At 61.7% G+C, this 17,850-nt stretch carries 14 protein-coding genes; 6 read left to right on the top strand and 8 right to left on the bottom strand.

Features of this window, described 5'->3' with window-relative positions; all coding sequences use genetic code 11:
• The first annotated feature begins 46 nt into the window (after positions 1-46).
• From mutS to HZR20_RS00260, 3 genes are all read left to right on the top strand, one after another.
• Positions 47-2,659, top strand: coding sequence for a DNA mismatch repair protein MutS (gene mutS / locus HZR20_RS00270; protein WP_181684596.1), 2,613 nt, complete (start codon positions 47-49; stop codon positions 2,657-2,659).
• A 24-nt stretch (positions 2,660-2,683) separates the two neighbouring features.
• Entirely contained in the window at positions 2,684-3,457 is a 774-nt protein-coding gene (locus tag HZR20_RS00265) for a DICT sensory domain-containing protein (RefSeq protein WP_181684595.1), read from the top strand.
• Between the two features lie 88 nt (positions 3,458-3,545).
• Positions 3,546-3,980: a DUF5788 family protein gene (locus HZR20_RS00260; protein WP_181684594.1), complete on the top strand. Its 435-nt coding sequence runs from the start codon at positions 3,546-3,548 to the stop codon at positions 3,978-3,980.
• 23 nt (positions 3,981-4,003) lie between these two features.
• Here HZR20_RS00260 and HZR20_RS00255 read toward each other — a convergent pair whose 3' ends face one another.
• A complete protein-coding gene (locus HZR20_RS00255; protein ID WP_181684593.1) occupies positions 4,004-6,442 on the bottom strand; it encodes an efflux RND transporter permease subunit in 2,439 nt (812 codons plus the stop codon).
• A gap of 34 nt (positions 6,443-6,476) precedes the next feature.
• Positions 6,477-9,656, bottom strand: a complete 3,180-nt coding sequence (locus HZR20_RS00250; RefSeq protein ID WP_181684592.1) for a COG1361 S-layer family protein — start codon at positions 9,654-9,656, stop codon at positions 6,477-6,479.
• Between the two features lie 188 nt (positions 9,657-9,844).
• On the opposite strand from HZR20_RS00250, the gene HZR20_RS00245 reads away from it, so the two are divergent.
• Positions 9,845-10,672, top strand: coding sequence for a TrmB family transcriptional regulator (locus HZR20_RS00245; RefSeq protein WP_181684591.1), 828 nt, complete (start codon positions 9,845-9,847; stop codon positions 10,670-10,672).
• A 23-nt stretch (positions 10,673-10,695) separates the two neighbouring features.
• Here the strand turns inward: HZR20_RS00245 and HZR20_RS00240 are convergent, their stop codons facing one another.
• Both HZR20_RS00240 and HZR20_RS00235 read right to left on the bottom strand, forming a co-directional pair.
• Complete coding sequence (locus HZR20_RS00240; protein ID WP_449272324.1) at positions 10,696-11,382, bottom strand: RAD55 family ATPase; 687 nt, start codon at positions 11,380-11,382, stop codon at positions 10,696-10,698.
• Positions 11,366-11,950, bottom strand: coding sequence for a response regulator (locus HZR20_RS00235; RefSeq protein WP_181684590.1), 585 nt, complete (start codon positions 11,948-11,950; stop codon positions 11,366-11,368). Before HZR20_RS00235 ends, HZR20_RS00240 begins: the two co-directional genes overlap by 17 nt.
• Positions 11,951-12,122: 172 nt before the next feature.
• Between HZR20_RS00235 and HZR20_RS00230 the strand changes: the two genes are divergently transcribed.
• Positions 12,123-12,698, top strand: a complete 576-nt coding sequence (locus HZR20_RS00230; protein ID WP_181684589.1) for an MBL fold metallo-hydrolase — start codon at positions 12,123-12,125, stop codon at positions 12,696-12,698.
• A gap of 13 nt (positions 12,699-12,711) precedes the next feature.
• Here HZR20_RS00230 and HZR20_RS00225 read toward each other — a convergent pair whose 3' ends face one another.
• On the bottom strand, positions 12,712-13,515 hold the full coding sequence (locus tag HZR20_RS00225; RefSeq protein ID WP_181684588.1) for an ATPase: 804 nt from the start codon (positions 13,513-13,515) through the stop codon (positions 12,712-12,714).
• Positions 13,512-13,784, bottom strand: coding sequence for a DUF5827 family protein (locus HZR20_RS00220; RefSeq protein ID WP_181684587.1), 273 nt, complete (start codon positions 13,782-13,784; stop codon positions 13,512-13,514). Before HZR20_RS00220 ends, HZR20_RS00225 begins: the two co-directional genes overlap by 4 nt.
• 110 nt (positions 13,785-13,894) lie before the next feature.
• On the opposite strand from HZR20_RS00220, the gene HZR20_RS00215 reads away from it, so the two are divergent.
• Positions 13,895-15,568 (top strand): sensor histidine kinase, encoded by a 1,674-nt coding sequence (locus HZR20_RS00215; RefSeq protein WP_181684586.1) that lies wholly within the window; start codon positions 13,895-13,897, stop codon positions 15,566-15,568.
• Positions 15,569-15,607: 39 nt separating this feature from the next.
• On the opposite strand, the gene sod is transcribed toward HZR20_RS00215, so the two are convergent.
• Entirely contained in the window at positions 15,608-16,219 is a 612-nt protein-coding gene (gene sod, locus HZR20_RS00210; RefSeq protein WP_181684585.1) for a superoxide dismutase, read from the bottom strand.
• A gap of 186 nt (positions 16,220-16,405) precedes the next feature.
• The gene (locus HZR20_RS00205; protein ID WP_181684584.1) at positions 16,406-17,815 is read right to left on the bottom strand and encodes a cryptochrome/photolyase family protein; all 1,410 of its coding nucleotides are present in this window, start codon (positions 17,813-17,815) and stop codon (positions 16,406-16,408) included.
• Positions 17,816-17,850 lie beyond the last annotated feature (35 nt).

The raw sequence follows: 17,850 nt of genomic DNA, 5'->3' as shown, positions 1-17,850 counted from the left end.
CCGGCGACCAACGGGTATTTGTCCGCTGGGGCGTACTCACTCGGGCATGGACGCGGCGCTGGGGCCGCCGGCCAAGATGGCCGAGCGGCGCGAGGAACTCACGCCGATGTTGAGCCAGTACGTCGAGGTGACCGAGCGCTACGACGACGCGCTGGTCCTGTTTCAGTCGGGAGACTTCTACAAGGCGTTCTGTGACGCTGCCGATGTTCTCGCGCGGGTCTGTGAGGTAACGCTTACCGAACGTGAAGACTCGACCGGCACGTACGCCATGACCGGCGTTCCGATCGACAACGCCGAGTCCTACGTCGAGAAACTGCTGGATGCAGGCTATCGTGTGGCTATCGCCGAGCAAGTCGAGGACCCAGACGCGGTCAGTGGCGTCGTGGATCGGGCCGTCACGCGGATCATCACGCCGGGGACGCTCACCGAAGACGAACTGCTGGGTGGGGCCGAGAACAACTACGTCGCCGCGCTCGTGGCGGCCGAGGGTCGCTTTGGCGTGGCCGTCCTCGACGTTTCGACCGGCGATTTCTACGCGACCAGTACCGACGACCGTGACACAATCCGGGATGAACTCACCCGATTTAGCCCGGCTGAGGGAATCGTCGGCCCGGACGCGCCGGACCTCTTTGGCGGCGAATGTACCGTCAGCCCCGTCGTCGAGGACTACTTCGCCGAGTCCCACGCCCACGAGCGTGTCACCGAGTACTTCGGTCCGCCGGATCGGCTGCTGGCGACTGACGCCGAAGTCAAGGCCTGTGGCGCACTGCTTGCCTATGCAGAGTACGCCCGCGGCGGCCAGGACGGCCGCCTGGACTATCTCAACCACCTCACGCGATACGATCCGCGGGAGTACATGGTTCTGGACGCGGTCGCCCTGGAAAGTCTGGAGATATTCGAACGCCGGACAGTCACGGGTGGCACTGATCTGACGCTCGTCGACGTGATGGACGAGACGGCGTGTGCACTGGGCCGTCGCCGGTTGACCGAGTGGCTTCGCCGGCCGTTGCTCGATCGCGATCGGATCGAGGCCCGCCACGCGGCTGTCGGGGAACTCGTTTCGGCCCTGCAAACCCGCGAACGACTGCAGGCACTGCTCGCTGACGTCTATGACATTGAGCGACTCATCTCCCGTGTTTCTCGTTCCCGGGCCGACGCTCGCGATCTGCGCTCGCTGAAGGACACGCTCGACGTCATCCCCGAACTCCGTGCGGCACTGGCCGATGCTGGGGCTCCCTTGCTCGCGGACCTTCAGGACCGACTCGACGAGTTAGACGACGTTCGTGGGTTGATCGACGACGCGATCGCCCCAGACCCACCGACCGAGATCACCGAGGGCGGGATCATCAGCGAGGGATACCACGAGCGACTCGACGAGCTGCGCGCGACCGAGCGGGAGGGCAAAGACTGGATCGACGACTTGGAGGCACGCGAGCGCGAGCGGACCGGCATCGACTCGCTGAAAGTTGGCCACAACGCCGTTCATGGCTACTACATCGAAGTGACCGATGCGAACCTCGATCGTGTGCCCAAGGACTATCAACGACGCCAGACACTGAAACGCGCCGAGCGCTACTATACGCCCGAACTCAAGGAACGCGAAGACGAGATTTTGCGGGCAGAGAGCCAGGCTGAGGACCTCGAATACGAGCTGTTCGTCGAGGTCCGCGAGCAGGTCGCCGCCCAGTCCGAGCGCGTCCAGGCGGTGGCCGACGCCGTAGCGACGCTTGACGTGCTCGTCTCGTTCGCGACCGTCGCGGCCGAACGCGATTACTGTCGGCCCACATTCGACAGCGACGGCATCCACGTCGAGGGGGGTCGCCACCCGGTTGTCGAGCGCGCCGAGGACCAGTTCGTGCCAAACGACGTCGACCTCGATGATGATGCGTTTCTCGCGGTGATTACCGGGCCGAACATGAGTGGGAAGTCGACGTACATGCGCCAGGTGGGCTTGATCGCCATCCTCGCCCAAGCGGGGAGTTTCGTCCCGGCCGCCTCCGCAACGCTTCGGATCGTCGACCGCGTGTTCACCCGCGTGGGGGCAAGTGACGACATCGCCGGCGGCCGGTCGACGTTCATGGTCGAGATGAGCGAACTCGCGACGATCCTCGACCAGGCTAGCACGGACTCGCTGGTGTTGCTTGACGAGGTCGGGCGGGGTACCAGCACGACCGATGGCCTGGCGATCGCTCGCGCGGTGACCGAGTACATCCACGACGACGTCGGGGCCACGACTCTCTTTGCCACGCATCACCACGAGCTGACTGACGTCGCTGCGAGCCTCTCACGGGCGACGAATATGCACTTCCGGACCGATCGCGAGAGCGGCGACGTGGCCTTCCCATACGAGATCGCACCCGGCCCCGCAACGGCATCTTACGGCGTCGAGGTCGCTGCTGTCGCCGGCGTGCCCGATCCAGTCGTCGATCGGTCCCGAGGGTTGCTGGATGCACAGGCGCGTCTCGACAATGCAGTGGCCCAAGAGACGAGCGACAGCAACGGCTCGGAATCTACACCACAGGGGACGAACGCGACTTCGGACGAGCTGCAGGCCGAGTTACAATCGCTCAACGTCGCCGAATTGACGCCCCTTGAAGCACTCAATACCTTGGCAAAATTGCAGCGATTGGCTGGTGACGATGCGGACGGGGCTTTATAGTATATCCGTCCATATCCTTGGTTGATGGATCTCCATGGCTGCATCGAGGCGATCAACAACCACGAAAAGGAGCTGGTGCTGTTCAATGTAGCTGAGGGCGATCGCCTCGGAGACCACCTGGCCGACTTCTTCGATACCCAGAACGTCCGGATTTCGTCGGTTCAGACGGCATCCGGACGCCCGGCCGATGTTGCGGTCCTCAGTGCTGTTGACGGTGTGCTGGCTGTTCTTGACGGCTCACTCCTCCGTGAACTGGTTACCGAGACGAACGTGGGTGTCAACGGCGTCGGCTTCGCGGATACGGAATATGAGGCCGTCCTCAAGCATCTCAAAGAGACCACGTTCACGTCCACCGACCGGGCCCAGTTGCACTACGCGTCTCGAGAGATCGAGGATCGGGCCCGTCGTATCGGCTCTGGCACGTTGTACGCCGGCTTCCAGCGCTTTTCGCTCATGGCTGAGCAATCGTCCGTCTACGCCGATATTGCCCGCCACGGGGTGACCGTCCATGCTTTTGGCGTGCCAGATGATGCGGCCCCTGACCTCGGTGCTGCCCAGGTTCATGCGGTCGAGACCGACGAGATTGCCACCACGTGGTTCGTCGTCTTCGACGGTGGCGACGAGGACGCCCAGGAGACCGCTTTGCTGGCCGAACAGCGCGGGCCAGATCAGTTCTACGGTGCCTGGACGTACGACGCGATGCTCGTCGATCGTGTCCGGACGTATCTCGAAACCGAGTACGTGTGTGGTAGCGACATCTCCACGTCAGGCGCGCAGTCGAACGAGCCTGGAACGTGACGAACTCGGGGCGATTGGACGCTTCGTTCTCGTGCACCGGCGGTCACGAACCGAAAGACTCCCGATGGTTCGCCTGTGAGCCCTCAACATGGGCGAAACGGGAGACGAGGACGTTCTAACTGACCGACGACGCGAGGAGTTACTCGAACGCATCAAGCGAAAGACGGCGACCGTCGGCCAACAGCTCCCGACGGCAGTCCAGATCCAGGGGACAGAGATGAACTTGAAGGAATTTGTCTGGGAGACCAAACGCCAGGGAACTGTTCCCCCGGAGTTACGCGACCGCGTCCGTGAAGTCCGCCGCAAGCTAACCGCCGAGCGATCAACACGAACGGAGCGGCTCGAATCGGCTGACTTGACTACCTCCGAAGCCGAGGCACTGGCTGATTCGATCGTCGGGATCGATCGAGCACTCGCGGCCCTACAAAACCTCCACGAGCCGGATCTCGCCGAAAATGCCCGACAACAAGATGTCGAGAGCAATCGGCGGTGGGTGTCGTTTCTCGACAATATTCTGGACTGATCGGATCGCTATCTCGTCACTCCCTAGCCGAATACGTGCGCCCAGCCACGGAGTGTCAGCGGCAGCACCGTCACTGCCGTCAGATACGAGAAGAACGTACTGATACCGGTCAACAGACCGAACTGACCTAAGATCGGGTTGACGGCGACAGTCATACAGATGACGCTCCCCGAGGTCGTCAGCATGCTCGCGGTAATTCCACCTCCTGTTCCGCTGAGTGTCACAAGCAGCGACTCGTGGACGTCTCCGTTGTCGTCATATTCGTCGATGAATCGGTGGCTGACGTGGACAGCGTAGGCGACTCCGAGACCGATCGTGATCGCGAGGATCGTCGCTGTCAGTGCGTTGAACGCGATACCGAGCACGGGCATCGAGCCCACGAGTAGGACGATCGCGACGGCGACCGGAGCCATCGTCGCCAACCCGAGTGACCATTGCCCCTCAAGCAGGCCGAAGATCACGACGAGGAACGCGGCCGTCAGCGAGAACGCGACGGCGAAACTGACGATCGCAGAGCTCAGTAGCGCTTCGGTCAGCGCCCGGAAGACGATAATATCGCCCGTCACAACGGCGTCGAACCGGGTATCGGCTGCGAGCGTCCGTGCGTCTTCGGTGACTTCCTTCTGGCTGGCGCTGGCCTCGACCTGGTAGACGACCTTCGTCGCCCGTCGATCCTCGGTCAGATACTGGCGGGCCTGGTCCCCGTACTCAGAGGCGAGCAGCGCCTGATATATCGCATCGAGGTTCCGATCGGGGACGCCGTTATCCGAGAGGTCGTTCCGGTCGAGCAGGTCCGCAAACTCGGCATCCTGTTGGGCAGCCGTCTGCATCACGTCGATGATACTCTGTGAGACCGCCCGATCGTCTTTACGGACGAACGAGTCCGGCGGGTCCGATCCGACACGGGAGACGGCTTCGAGGGCGTGATCACGCCGAAGTGGTCCCTCGACGTACAACGTCACCTGTTCGGTATTGGTCGTCTCGAACGTGTCGGTGATGTAATTTGCCGTGGCCGTGATTTCGAACTCGGATGGGGCAACCTGGTCGGGAATCGCATCGAGTTGTGGGGGGTGATCGGCGTACGGCAAGAAGTCTTCAGTCTCGAACTTCGATTGGACGTTCGTCGCGGAATGGGCGGCGGCACCGGTTACCAGGAGGATGACCGCGAGTAGTAGCAACGGGTGTCGCTTCGCGACGATCGCACTCGATCGGAGGACGTCGCCGAGCCGTGACTGTTCGCCCCCGAGTGGCGTGATCGAAAACTCTCTGACACCCATCGACTGCCGCCAGCGATCGACGGCGAGTTTCAGCGCGGGCAGGAAGACGCCAAAGACCGCGAGCGTGAACACCATCCCGACCGCGACGACGAGCCCGAATTCCCGGACGGGTCCGAGGGCACTCGTGACGTTCGCCGAGAAGCCGATGACGTTCGTGACCGAGACGATGAAGAAGGCGACGAGCAACTGGCGGTTGGCGATCGACATACTCTCGTCGATCGGCTTGCCAGCGACCCGCTCCTCCCGATATCGGTTGACTGCGTGGATCCCGAAGTCGATCCCGACGCCCAGCAACAGGACCGGGACGGCGACCATCATCAGATTGAATTTGATCCCGGCATACCCCATGAAGCCGAACGTCCAGACGATGGCGAAAATCAGGCTCACGAGCGCAAGTACGAGATCGATCGGGTCCCGGTAGGCGACGATCAGGAACACGAGAATCAGGACGGTCACCAGCGGGACGATCAACGACAGTGACTCGAAGATTGCCCGATCGAAGCCAGCATCTTGGATCGCCGTCCCGAACACGCGAACGTCGCCGTGGCCTGTCTCGGCGACCTGCTTGATCCGCTCTTGGACAGTCTCTAGGGTCGAATCGTCGCTCTCCGGGACCGTGTGTGAGACGAGTACGATCGTAGCTGAGGCTTGCGGTTCGGCCAGGTTTTGATCTTCACTCAATAGCTGGGCGACCTGGGGCCGTCGATCGAGCAGCGTGTGGCTGGCCTCTCGAATTTCTGTGGGCGTCGCCGTTTCGATCACCTGCCGCTGTGCTGTTGTCGTCGTCGCGAACGGGTCCAGTATTCTGGCGACCCCGGAGGCGAGTCCAGTCACGTCGCCCACCCGGAGGGACGGATTTGATTCGAGGTCTTCCTGAAGTTTGAGTATCCGGAGCAAGGCCCGTTTCGAGAAGACATTTTCGTCGCTGACGACGACTTGCGTCGAGTCCTCGCCCGCGTCGAACGTCGCGCCGAACTGCTCGTCGATGAACTGTTGGGTGTGGTGCTCTGGCACACTCTCGAAGAACCGCTGGGTGCCGGCGTCGATACTCACGCCCGTCATGCCGCCGGCGAAGGCACCTGTCAACACCAAGAACACGATGATGATGCGGCCAGAATGATCGACGATCTCTCTGTCGACCGCTCGGACGATGTCCTCGTGATCGATGGAACGGATACGGGTCATAAGTGGAGGCCTGGCAGCGTCTCTTACTGATCTATTACTCTTGCTGGTCGGCGATCCCGGCGCGGTCCGTCCGCCACTCGGCAATCCGGTTTCGAATGCGGTCGACCGCCCCGAACCGCCAGCCGACGACGGCGACCGCGATCACCAGTCCGAGGCCGACGAGTAGCACGGGCAGGCCCATCCCAGACTCGGGCTGCTCGACGACGACGGGCACCCGGTACGTATCTGAGAGCGTACTCTCGCCACGTGCGTTGTCGTAGCGAAAGTCCATCGACGCCGAGTAGGTTTTCACACTGGCCCCACTGCCGACCGAGAGGTCGAGCGTGATCGTCGTCGATTCGCCCGGCGCGAGCTCCGGAATGAACGCCGAATCGTCCTCGCTATCGAGCGGAGCGTCGGTGAACAGCTTCGCCTGCACGTTCCTGAGTGTCTCGTTGCGGCGATTACTCACGGTCACTTCGAGAGCTTCGGTGGCACCCGGCTCGAACGTCGCGTTGGTTTCGAGTCCGAATGCGTCCCGTTCCGGGCTCAAATCGACGTTGAGGTCCCGGGAGTCTGTGGTCTGGATGTCGTTCTGGGGATCCCGATAGCGGGCCGATACTTCGAACAACCGCGGCCCGTGTTCGGCTTCGTCAGTGATACCAACCCGGTGTCGGAACCGCTCGGATTCTCCTGGTTCGAGCTCTCCAACGGCGTAGCGAGCGTTGTAGAAGGTGACGGTCTCTCGCTGTGTCTCGGCGGTAACGACCACGCCCTCGACTGACCGGTTCCCGACGTTTGTGATCTCACCCACCAGATTTCCTTCTTCTCCCACGTGGAGGTCACTGTCCACAGCCCCGAAATCGAACAGTTGCTCGGCCAGCGGCCTGATCCCGATCATCTTCGTTCGATCGGGCATATCGTCGCCGTTTTTGTTCTCGTAACTGACCGAAAGCTCGGCGGCGTAGCGCCGGGGGAGCGTGTTCTCGTCGAAGCCGACCCTGAAGGAGACGGTTCTTGTCTCGCCAACCGACCAGTTGCCGATGTGGCTCTGGGCCGTCGGCGTTCCGGTTCGGGGTGGCTCGACGACGACCCCCTGGGCCTCGATCGGCTCGGGGGTGCCCCCTGCGCCAAAGTAAACCGCGTCCGTATTGGAGCCGATCGTCAGCGTTGTCTCGCTCGCATTGATCGGCCCCTCGTTTCGCACTGTCAGCGTGACCTGGCCCGTGCTCCCGATCGGGACCTCGTGATCGATCGATTGCACGGTGAACTGCGGCTCGGATCGGGGCCGAAACTCGATTTGTTCGGTGTGCTGGTTGTTATTGTCGGCCGCATCGCTGTATTCGATCTCCAGATCGAGCGGGTAGGATCGATTCACCGCGTTCGAGCTGGTGCCGATCTGGAAGGTGATCGAACGGGTCTGGCCGGCCGACCACTCACTCAGCGTTGCAGTGCCGGACCGTGAGGTCTCAGAGCCGATGTACACTTCGGAGTCCGGCGTCGACGCCGTTACCGAGATATCCGAGAAATTCCGTTCTGCGGTGTTGTTGGCCAGGATTGTGACCTGGCCGACGCCGTCGATGGGGACGTTGTGTTCGACGGAGTGAATCGAGAGGTGGTCTTTCGCTTGCGGTCGGATATCGACCTGCTTGCGTCGGGAGTTTTGATTGTCCCTTTCGTCGGTGTACTCGAAGGACAACTCGATCGGGTAGGTCCGATTGAGGGCATCCTCGGTCGTCCCGACCCGGAAGCGTAGCTGCCGTTGGTCGTTATTGCTCCACTGCTCGATGATCGTCGTCGACGAGCGAGAGGATTCAGCGCCGAAATAGACGGCCGAATCCGACGTCGAGGCCGTCACGGCGACGTCGCTTATCTGTTTGTTTGCGACCTGGGTCACGTTGACAGCCAGTACTCCTTCGCCGTCATGGGGCACGTTGTGATCGACGGCTTCGATCTGGAACTGATCGCGGACGCCGGGCTTGATATCAACGGTCTCGGTCCGGGCGTTGTCGTTGTCAGCGTCGTCGGTATACTCGAACTGCACGTCGATCGGATAGGATCGATTCACCGCATTTTCGGTCGTCCCAACGCGAAACGTAAACGCACGCTGCTGCTCGGCTTCCCACTCGCTGACGACAGCCGTCGCCGATCGCGAGGATTCGGAGCCGAAATACAGTTCGGACTCCCCTGTCGAGGCCGTGACTGAGACATCAGAGATGTCTTTGTTAGCGGTGTGATCGATCGTGAACGTCACTGTCCCCTCACCGTTTAACGGGACGTCGTGGCTCGTTTCCGTGACTGTAAAGCGGGTCCGGTTGGTCGGTGTAATTCCGAGTTGCTCGGAGGTCGATGTCTGTGTGTCGTCACTGTTCGTGTAACTGAGTGTCAGATCGATCGGATATTCTCGCCTGACTGCACTCTCGACGGTCCCGGCACGGAACTCCAAGTGTTTGGTTTCGCCGGCATTCCAGTCGCCGACGTTTGCCTCGGACGTCGCTGTCCCCGAGCCGAAGTAGACGTTCGAATCGCTCGACGTCACCGAGACTGCCGCCTCGGTGACGTCTTCATCGCCCGTGTTCGAGATCTCCAGAGAGACCGTCCCCTCGCCCCCTAACGGCACGTCGTGGTCGACGCTATCGACTTCGAAGCGTGCTTCCGGTTCGATCACGACCGTGATCGTGTCTGTTTCGGTCCGCGTCACGACCGTCTCGTTGTACGCGTACTCGCCGTCCGCGACCTGCTCGTAGGTGACTTGTTTGGCGTGGCGATATTCGGTCGTCACCTCCATCTCGTAGGTTCCGGCGGAAGCGTCCTCGTCGACGACGACGTTGAACGAGTGTGGGCCACTTGACTCCCCATCCTGGATGGTTCCGATCGATTGGGTGCCTGTCTCGACCGAAAGCGGTGCCCCCTTCGTGTCGGAGATGTCCAGACTCACTGACCGCGCTTCACCCGCGCGTGAGCGCGCTTCTGATGGATGCGTTACGTTGTTGTCGTCGTAGGCCGCGTCGTTCGTGATTGTGATGCCGACTGCGCCGTTCTGCCCGGGATTGAGGCGCGCGTCGGGTGCTGACGTGTTCAAGTGTGGCGTCCCTTCGATCGTCGACGAATTGGCCGCACTGGCGACGCCGATCCCGACTGGTGCGACGCAAACGAGGCTGCTGATTAGGACCAACGTGGCGAGACTGATCGCCCCTAGTTTCCGCCTCGATCCGGCCCGTTCAGAACCCTTCATATTCCTGTGTAGGCCGCTGTATTCGGATAACGGTTGGCAAACCCAAAACAACTATATATCTGTTTCTTTATATTAATCGGATCGGAGATTCGAGAAAAAACACAACGTGGCGCGGAGAAATATCCATCTTCCAATGAGATAAACAAACTCGCCGAAGTGTATTTCCGATATCACGCCTAACTACGAATATGACCGACTTACGCGATCTCGGTCTGTCGAGTTACGAAGACCGCGCATATCGGAGTATGACTGGGCTCGGCCCGGTTTCGGCGATGGAACTGGCCGAGGCCAGCGGCGTCCCCGAGGGGCGGGTTTACGATGTCCTCGATAGCCTGGAAACGCGTGGTCTCGTTCGTGCACAGACTCACAGCCGACCAAACCAGTATCTCGCTGTCGAACCAGCAGTCGCCATCGACCGACTGGTCGAGACCCGCAGTCGGGAACTGCGTGCGGAGATCGACCGATACGAAGTCCTTGGCGACCAACTCGTCGATGAACTCTCGGCTGAAACGACCGTCGAAGAACGGTTCCTGACGACGGCGATCGGGACGGCAGACGCAACCGAGTTACTTCTCGAACGGATCGAGATGGCCGACGAGGAAGTGGTGATGGTCGCGGATGTGTTCACTTCGGAGTTCGATGTGGTGGAAATGGGGCCAAATGTCCTCGATCACGTCGCTGCTGCTATCGAGCGTGGGGTGGACGTCTCGATGCTGGTCCCCCGTAATCTCGTCGCTGAGGTCCCCGGTGGCCTCCTCGAACGAATCGAACACGCACCGTTCGACGACGATGCCTTTCGCGTTCGTTTCACTGACCGGCTCCACGGCGGGTTCTTTCTCATCGATCACGTCGAGCTGTGCTTCGAGGTGACAAATCCGATGGAACCGGACACTGTCGTTGGACTTCTCAACGTCAAGGATCCCTCGTTTGCCCTGGAGCTAGAATCACAGTTTCGGAAACATTGGGAGCAGGCTGAACGTTACGATCCAGGTGACAGGCGATCGGCGGGTCAGTGACGCGCTCGAGGCTCAGGGTGCCGTTACAGGGCGGTCCAGTCGCTGGGCTCGGCTGTCAGTCCCCGAACCTGTGCCTCACGGGTGCCGTCGCGCTCACGGATCTCGATCATGCCATCGAAGGCCTGTTTGATGACTTGGAGAGTCTGCTCGTCGTGGGCGCTGGCATCGATTGTGAACAGACCGAGGTACTCGGCAGCGTCCAGACGCGAAGAGAGGACGTGACAGAACTTGAAGACTGTCTTCCGGTCCGTGTAGGTAAGCATCGTCGACAGCGAGGACAGGGCGAGCCGTCCACTGTCGATCCCCTGGTCGTGGAGTGCCTCTAAGGCCTCGGTGAAGCCGATACCGATCCCGGTCAGGTCGCCCGGTGAGGCGACGTGGTGGACGAAGATGCCGTCCTGGGGACGCGACTCGGCGGTGCTTTGATCGCCAGCACAGTCGACGATCCCCAGGCTGTACTCCTCGACGCTGACACGCTCGTCGAAGGTTTCGATAACAGTCTCGGCCCGGTCTCCCGTCGAGACAATCACTGCGCCCTGCCCGGCAGCGACGCCGTCCGCGAGAATCTCGTAGGCGAACGCCTCTTTGCCGGTCATTGCCGGCCCCGACACGAGGATGCTGGTCCCTGGACGGACGGCTTCGAGGGCGTCCACGTCGAGTACTGATGAGAGGTCGTACATGGTCTCTGTGCTGTCAGTGTTCGTCGCCATTGCTCAACTCCCGCAATGTTGCGATGAAGTCTTCGTCGTTCTCGACGCCGCCAAGCGTCTGTGAGAGGTCGCTTTGCAGGTCTTCGACGCGTTCGGTGAGCGACGCATATTGCTCGCTCTCGGCGAGTTCGGCGCTGCTTTTCGTGGCCTCCAGCGTCGCCTGTTTCTCGACGAGAGAGTAGTATTCTTGGAGGAGATCGTCGTATTCGGAGCGTTCGAGGAGGTTCGAGACTGTCTCGTGGAGTTCGTCGCTCCGGATCGGCTTCGTCAGGTACGAGTCGAACCCCATCTCCAGAATATCGAAGTCGGGTTCGACCGCCGTGACCATCGCAACCCGACAGTCACTGTTGCTGTCTCTGATGCGCTTTAAGACCTCGTCACCGGAGAGACCGGGCATCATCCGGTCGAGCAAGACGACGTCGACATCGTCGTCTAAGAGTTCCAGCGCCTCGGTCCCGTCGCCGGCCATGCGAACCTCGTATTGGTCCTGTAACCAGAGATTGTACGTTTCGGCCACGTCCGGTTCATCTTCGACGATGAGGACGACTGGCGGTTCGGAATCAGACATCGGCCATCTACCGTGAGATAATTACCTCCTGCTACATATCACTGTGGGTCTGGCCGACGCAGACGCCCTCGGGGAGACGTCCCCAGGCAGGGGCCACGTCGTCGTTCAGGCCGGCACCCAAAACGGCGAAAAGACCCGACACTACAAATAGGCTGACGCGTACGTCACAGATATGATCGACAATCTCGCAACTGGCGTCGGGGGATTCACGAGTAACACGTTCCTGGTCCAGGGCGACCGCACGGTACTCATCGACACCGGCAACGGGTTCGACCTCGTCGACGCTGTCAGCTCACATACCGACGAACTGGACACTGTCGTGTTGACCCACACCCATCCCGATCACATCGGGAATCTCGCGTCGATCACCGACGCCTTCGACGTCGACGTCTGGGGATTCGATTCATCTGTGTCGGGCGTCGATCGGGAACTGGCCGACGAAGCGACGATCACAATCGGCGATCACGAGTATACCGTGCTCCACACACCGGGCCACAAGGACGATCACGTCTGCTTGTACGGGGCCGACCCCGGCATTCTGTTCGCTGGCGACCTCGTCTTCGAGAACGGTGGCTTCGGCCGGACGGACCTCGAAGAGGGTGACAGGAACCTGCTGATCGAGAGTATCAACCGGGTGCTGGATGCCGTCTCCGAGGATCTCGGACAGCTCCACGTCGGGCATGGCCCGAGCGTAACGACCGATCCCTACGAGACTATTACACTCGCCTACCGGGCCGCCCGGATGTGATCGGGTCGTCCTCTCACTCCAGCGCCGCGGCCACCAACGCGTCGTAGGCCGGCTCGTAGGCGTCTGCGACGGCGACTGGATCAGCGCGCTGGTCGCCGGTCAGCGCCGGCAGCGTCACCCTCTCAATCGGGTCGACCAGATCGACGACCGACGGGACGCGTTCTTCGAGACGACCGTGCTCGGCTGATCCCGAGGCGACTGTACAGGCCTTTGCGTATCGCCGGCCCGGGTAGATTCGTGCTCGCCGTGGTTCGACGACGGCGACGGCGTCGGGCTCGAACTCCGTGAGTGGCCGCGCGATGTCCCCGTAGGATTCGACGACTGCGCGGTCGGAAGCCGCGATCGTTTCGGTTATGTTGGCCAGCGCTTTTCGGTGTAGCCGCTCGGTCGACGCGTCGAGTTCGGCCACTGATTCGACGACGGTGGCATCTTCGATCGGGAGGTGTTCGCGGGCGGATACAGGTACGTCGACGGTTCCGTTGCGGAGGAACTGCCCGCCGACTCGATCGAGCAAGAATTCACGATCCGGCCGTCCGAGCAACCCGGATCCGCCGCCCGGGGAGGGTCGCCACAGCCGGTGAATCGGGTTGATCGATTCGGGACGACGATCATCAGGACTCGCTGCGGCAAGCCGTTTGGCGTCTTTTCCATAGAGACGGCTCGCTTCGATCGCCCGCCGATAGTCGTCCTGATCGAACCAGTAATCGTTGCCGGCCCGCGGCTTGAAGCCGGTCGCACCCGTTCGTTCGAGCAGGCCAACCGAGAACGTCGTCTTGCCGGCGTCGACGCGGTCGCCACCAGCCACCAGGAGCTTCATTCCTCGGTGGCCAGCCCGTAGTGACCCGGTTCAGCATCGTTTTCCGGTTCTGCGAAGACGAACTCGTCAGCGTATTTCAGCATCCAGGGGATCGCCCAGTCGAGCAGGACGTTTTCGGTCTCGACGTCGAGTTCGGCGTCCGTCTCGACGCCCTGGAGGAGTCGAGCCACCTCGTAGATGGTGTACATTCGGTCTGCATCCAGTACCTCGTCCGGTTCGCGAAACGCCAGCGGCCGCAGATCGTCGAAGTCCGCTTTCGGTCGTGGCATGGCCGTCAGTACCCGCTCTCTCCGGGTAAGTCCCTCGAAACTGGTCGAGTCGGGCGACTGTAGCCCTGCCGAAGCCAAGATTGAACACGGTTGGTCGGAAGTATTGGACAATGGCGGCCACGGTACTGCTCTATCAGCTTGGCTTGCTCGCCTCTGTCGCGATCACGCTCGTGGCCCTTCGGATCGCCTGGCAACACCGGGACAACCGAGGCGGGCTTGCGCTGGTGGTCTTGCTCGGCTCGGCGGCCACCTGGTCGGCCTCTGTTTTCGTGAGCAGTCTCTGGCCGGGTGCACACCTCGCTATCCTCGTCGGCAACGTCGGGTACATCAGCGTGACGTTGGTCGTGCCGTCACTGTTCGCGTTCGTGCTTGCCTACACGGGTCGAACCAAATATCCCACTCGCCGGACGATCGCCGCCCTGGCTGTCGAGCCGATTGCACTCACGGCACTGATCTGGACGAACGATGCCCATCGGCTGATCTGGACGGCCGTTGGTACTGATGGCGAAGCACTCGATGGGATCTCGCGCACGATGGGACCTGTCTTTCCGATCCACACGCTGTACTCGTACGTACTGTTGGTGATAGCAATTGCCCTGTTGGTCGTTTTTGCCGTGCGTTCGCGCTACCGGTATCGACGCCAGGTGGCGGCGGTCGTCGTCGCGGCGCTGGTGCCGTGGATGGCCAACGCCGCGTATCACGTCGTCGATCTTCCCGCTGATCCGACCGCCATCGCGTTCACCGTGACGGCGATCGCGTTCACGTGGGCCGTTGTCCGCGAGGACTTTCTCAGCGTGACTCCGGTAACGACGCAGATCGTACTCGATACGATCGAGACGGCGGTGTTCGTCGTCGACACGACAGATCGACTCGTCGAGTACAACGCCCGGGCCAGCGAGTTGCTCGGTTTCGCCGGCGAGGACCGTGTCGGGACGGATGTTCGGTCAGTCATCGACGATCCGGCGATTCTGGACACGTACGACGAGATGGTGGGGCACCGATCGCCAGCCCAGCGCGAATTCGAGGCGGCCGATCGGTACCTCCGACTGCAGTCGTCGCCGTTGATCGAACGCAACGACGACCTCGTGGGCCACGTCTTTCTGGTCGTGGATCTGACCGAACAACGCGAGCGGGAACAAGAGTTACAACGCCGCAACGAACAGCTCGATCGGTTTGCCAGCGTCGTCAGTCACGATCTGCGCAGTCCGCTGCAAGTCGCCTCAGCGAGCGTCGAACTTGCCCGCGAGACAGACGGTGGCGACCACTTGGATCGAGCCGAGCGGGCCCACGAACGCATGGAGACACTCGTCGAAAACCTGCTAACACTGGCCCGCGGGAACGACGCGATCCAGCGAGATCCGGTCGACGTGACTTCAACCGCCGAGACGGCCTGGTCGTTCGTCGAAACTGCCGAGGCAACCCTTGCGACTGACTGCTCGCTGACGATCCAGGCAGACCCCGATCGTCTCCAGCAATTGTTCGAGAATCTGTTTCGGAACGCGGTGGAACACGGTTCGAGTGGCGAGTCACCTGGCAACTCGTCCTTGCAGGTTCGCGTCGAAGCACTGTCGGATCCAAGTGGATTCGCCGTGACAGACGACGGACCGGGATTCGATCCGGACGCCGTCGAAGATATCTTCGAGATGGGGTACTCGACTGAGAGTTCCGGCATCGGCTACGGACTCTCGATAGTGTCGCACATCGTCGAGCAACATGGGTGGTCGATCACGGCAACGAACGCCCCGGATGGGGGTGCACGGATCGAGATCCGCACCGACTTGTGACCGTCACGATCGGGCGTCAGGCAAAAGCTCAGCGCGCTTCTACTCGAAGTGCTCGAGGGACTTCTGGTACTCTTCGTCGACTTTCTCCCAGTTGACGACCTCGAAGAAGGCATCGATAAAGCTCCCGCGATCCGGCCCGTAGTCGTAGTAGTAGGAGTGCTCCCAGACGTCGAGGGCCATGATCGGGTGTGAGCCCCACAGCGCACCGTTGTCGTGCTTGTCGACCGCAACGTTGCGCAGTTGCTTCGCAACGGGGTCGTATACCAGCAGCGCCCAGCCACCGGCAGCGCCTGCAGCAGCCTCGAATTCGGCCCTCCAGGCGTCATATGAGCCAAAGTCTTCTTCGATACGCGCCCGGAGGTCGCCATCTGGCTCGCCGCCGCCGTTCGGGGACATGTTCTCCCAGAACAGCGTGTGCAGGTAGTGGCCCGAGCCGTTGTGGGTGACGTTGCTCAAGGCTCCACCGGTCGAGCTGTGATCGCCCGCGGCGCGGTTCTCTTCGAGTGTCGCCTCGGCACTGTCGAGGCCGTTGACGTAGCCCTGATGGTGAGTGTCGTGGTGCCACTCTAGGACCTGCTCGGAGATGTGCGGTTCGAGGGCATCATAGTCGTACGGCAGGGCCGGCAATTCGGGGTTTGAACGTTCGGACATGTGAAATTCCTCCACTACGATAGACGATCGCATACGTGTTAAATGTTTAGAACGTGGATGGTATTATTTCACATAGGCGGCACGACCGAGACCGAGAGATTCAGTGGCCGATGTGGCATGTCGTCGACCGAGTGAGACGAAACTGACAGTTCATGAGACTATTGGTTCCGCCACGCCGCGATGGGTTTATTCGTCGCCCCGGGCTCGCTCGAACATCGCGAGTGCCTGTTCGCGGCGCTCGCTGTGATCGACGATTGGAGCCGGGTACTCGGGCGCGTGCATCTCCCGGGCCCCTTGATCGAGTTCGTGCCAGGAGTGGATCACGTCGGCTGGGACGCCCGCTAGCTCGGGGACAAACTCCCGGATGTACTCGCCGTCAGGGTCGTAGCGCTCGCCCTGGGTCATCGGGTTGAAGATCCGGAAGTACGGCTGGGCGTCGGTCCCCGTCGAGGCCGCCCATTGCCAGCCCCCGGTGTCGTTGGCCGTGTCGTGATCGACCAGCTTCTCACGGAACCAGTCGTACCCCGCACGCCAGTCGATCAGGAGGTCTTTCGTCAGGAACGCGGCGACGATCATCCGCACGCGATTGTGCATGTACGCCTCCGCTTGCAGCTGTCGCATCCCTGCGTCGACGATTGGGTACCCCGTCTCGCCCGCTTTCCAGGCAGCCAGTGCCTCGGCGTCCTTGCGCCACTCGATCTCGTTCTCGTAGGATTTGTAGTTCCCTTCGACGACGTGGGGGTTGAACCACAGTACCTGCGCGTAGAACTCCCGCCAAGCGAGCTGGGACTGGTATTCGTCGACGGATTCGCGCTCGGCATCCGTCGAGGCCGCTTTGCGTGCCTGTTCGGTCGCTTCGTAGACCGTCCGGATGCCGATCGTGCCCCACTTCAGCTGTGGGGAGAGCCGTGACGTACATCGGTCGGCAGGGTAGTCCCGACGCTCCTCGTACCGGTAGATGTCCGCCTCACAGAAGTTTCGGAGTCGGTCATGCGCGGCCGCGGTGCTCGCCGGCGGGATCGTCGCTGTCGGCTCCTCGACGTCGAGATCGGCCAGTGTCGGGATCGACGTGTCGGTCTCGACGGTGACGAGATCCTCACCTGTGGGCGGGTCGACCGGATCGTCTTTCGGGCGGTCGTGCCACTTGCGCCCGAAGTACGTAAACACCGAGTAGGGGTCGCCGTCGTTGGTGCGGATCGACCCCGGTTCGTGGAGGACGGCCCCGTGGTGGGCGCGTCGTTTGATCCCGCTCTCTTCCAGTGCTTGCCTGACGGCAGTGTCGCGCTCACGAGCCAGTCCGGAGTAATCTCGATTCCAGGAAACCATCGAAGCGTCTCGATTTGCGGCGATTTCGGGGAGTTTCTCGACGGGGTTCCCTTGGACCACGAGCAGGTCGCTGTCAAGCGAGCGGTAGGCCGACCGGAGCGAATCGAGCGCGTCGAGCATGAACGCCACGCGGGGTGGTCCGGCGTGATCGAGGACGGCCGGATCGAGCACGAACACCGGTAGCACTGGCCCAGTTGCATCGGCTCCGTTCGAAGCCAGGGCGGGGTTGTCCTCGATCCGGAGGTCGCGTCGATGCCAGTGGATGCGCATAGGGCCACTCTGGCGTGGGAGCTACGTCAATGCAC

The sequence above is a fragment of the Halorhabdus salina genome (assembly GCF_013839425.1).
Classification (GTDB): Archaea; Halobacteriota; Halobacteria; order Halobacteriales; family Haloarculaceae; genus Halorhabdus; species Halorhabdus salina.
This window is presented reverse-complemented; position numbering and strand designations above follow the sequence as displayed.

Excerpts from the sequence above, each read along its gene's own strand:
- mutS (WP_181684596.1), top strand. The coding sequence starts at position 47 with ATGGACGCGGCGCTGGGGCCGCCGGCCAAGATGGCCGAGCGGCGCGAG.
- HZR20_RS00265 (WP_181684595.1), top strand. The coding sequence starts at position 2,684 with ATGGATCTCCATGGCTGCATCGAGGCGATCAACAACCACGAAAAGGAG.
- HZR20_RS00260 (WP_181684594.1), top strand. The coding sequence starts at position 3,546 with ATGGGCGAAACGGGAGACGAGGACGTTCTAACTGACCGACGACGCGAG.
- HZR20_RS00255 (WP_181684593.1), bottom strand. The coding sequence starts at position 6,442 with ATGACCCGTATCCGTTCCATCGATCACGAGGACATCGTCCGAGCGGTC.
- HZR20_RS00250 (WP_181684592.1), bottom strand. The coding sequence starts at position 9,656 with ATGAAGGGTTCTGAACGGGCCGGATCGAGGCGGAAACTAGGGGCGATC.
- HZR20_RS00245 (WP_181684591.1), top strand. The coding sequence starts at position 9,845 with ATGACCGACTTACGCGATCTCGGTCTGTCGAGTTACGAAGACCGCGCA.
- HZR20_RS00240 (WP_449272324.1), bottom strand. The coding sequence starts at position 11,382 with ATGGCGACGAACACTGACAGCACAGAGACCATGTACGACCTCTCATCA.
- HZR20_RS00235 (WP_181684590.1), bottom strand. The coding sequence starts at position 11,950 with ATGTCTGATTCCGAACCGCCAGTCGTCCTCATCGTCGAAGATGAACCG.
- HZR20_RS00230 (WP_181684589.1), top strand. The coding sequence starts at position 12,123 with ATGATCGACAATCTCGCAACTGGCGTCGGGGGATTCACGAGTAACACG.
- HZR20_RS00225 (WP_181684588.1), bottom strand. The coding sequence starts at position 13,515 with ATGAAGCTCCTGGTGGCTGGTGGCGACCGCGTCGACGCCGGCAAGACG.
- HZR20_RS00220 (WP_181684587.1), bottom strand. The coding sequence starts at position 13,784 with ATGCCACGACCGAAAGCGGACTTCGACGATCTGCGGCCGCTGGCGTTT.
- HZR20_RS00215 (WP_181684586.1), top strand. The coding sequence starts at position 13,895 with ATGGCGGCCACGGTACTGCTCTATCAGCTTGGCTTGCTCGCCTCTGTC.
- sod (WP_181684585.1), bottom strand. The coding sequence starts at position 16,219 with ATGTCCGAACGTTCAAACCCCGAATTGCCGGCCCTGCCGTACGACTAT.
- HZR20_RS00205 (WP_181684584.1), bottom strand. The coding sequence starts at position 17,815 with ATGCGCATCCACTGGCATCGACGCGACCTCCGGATCGAGGACAACCCC.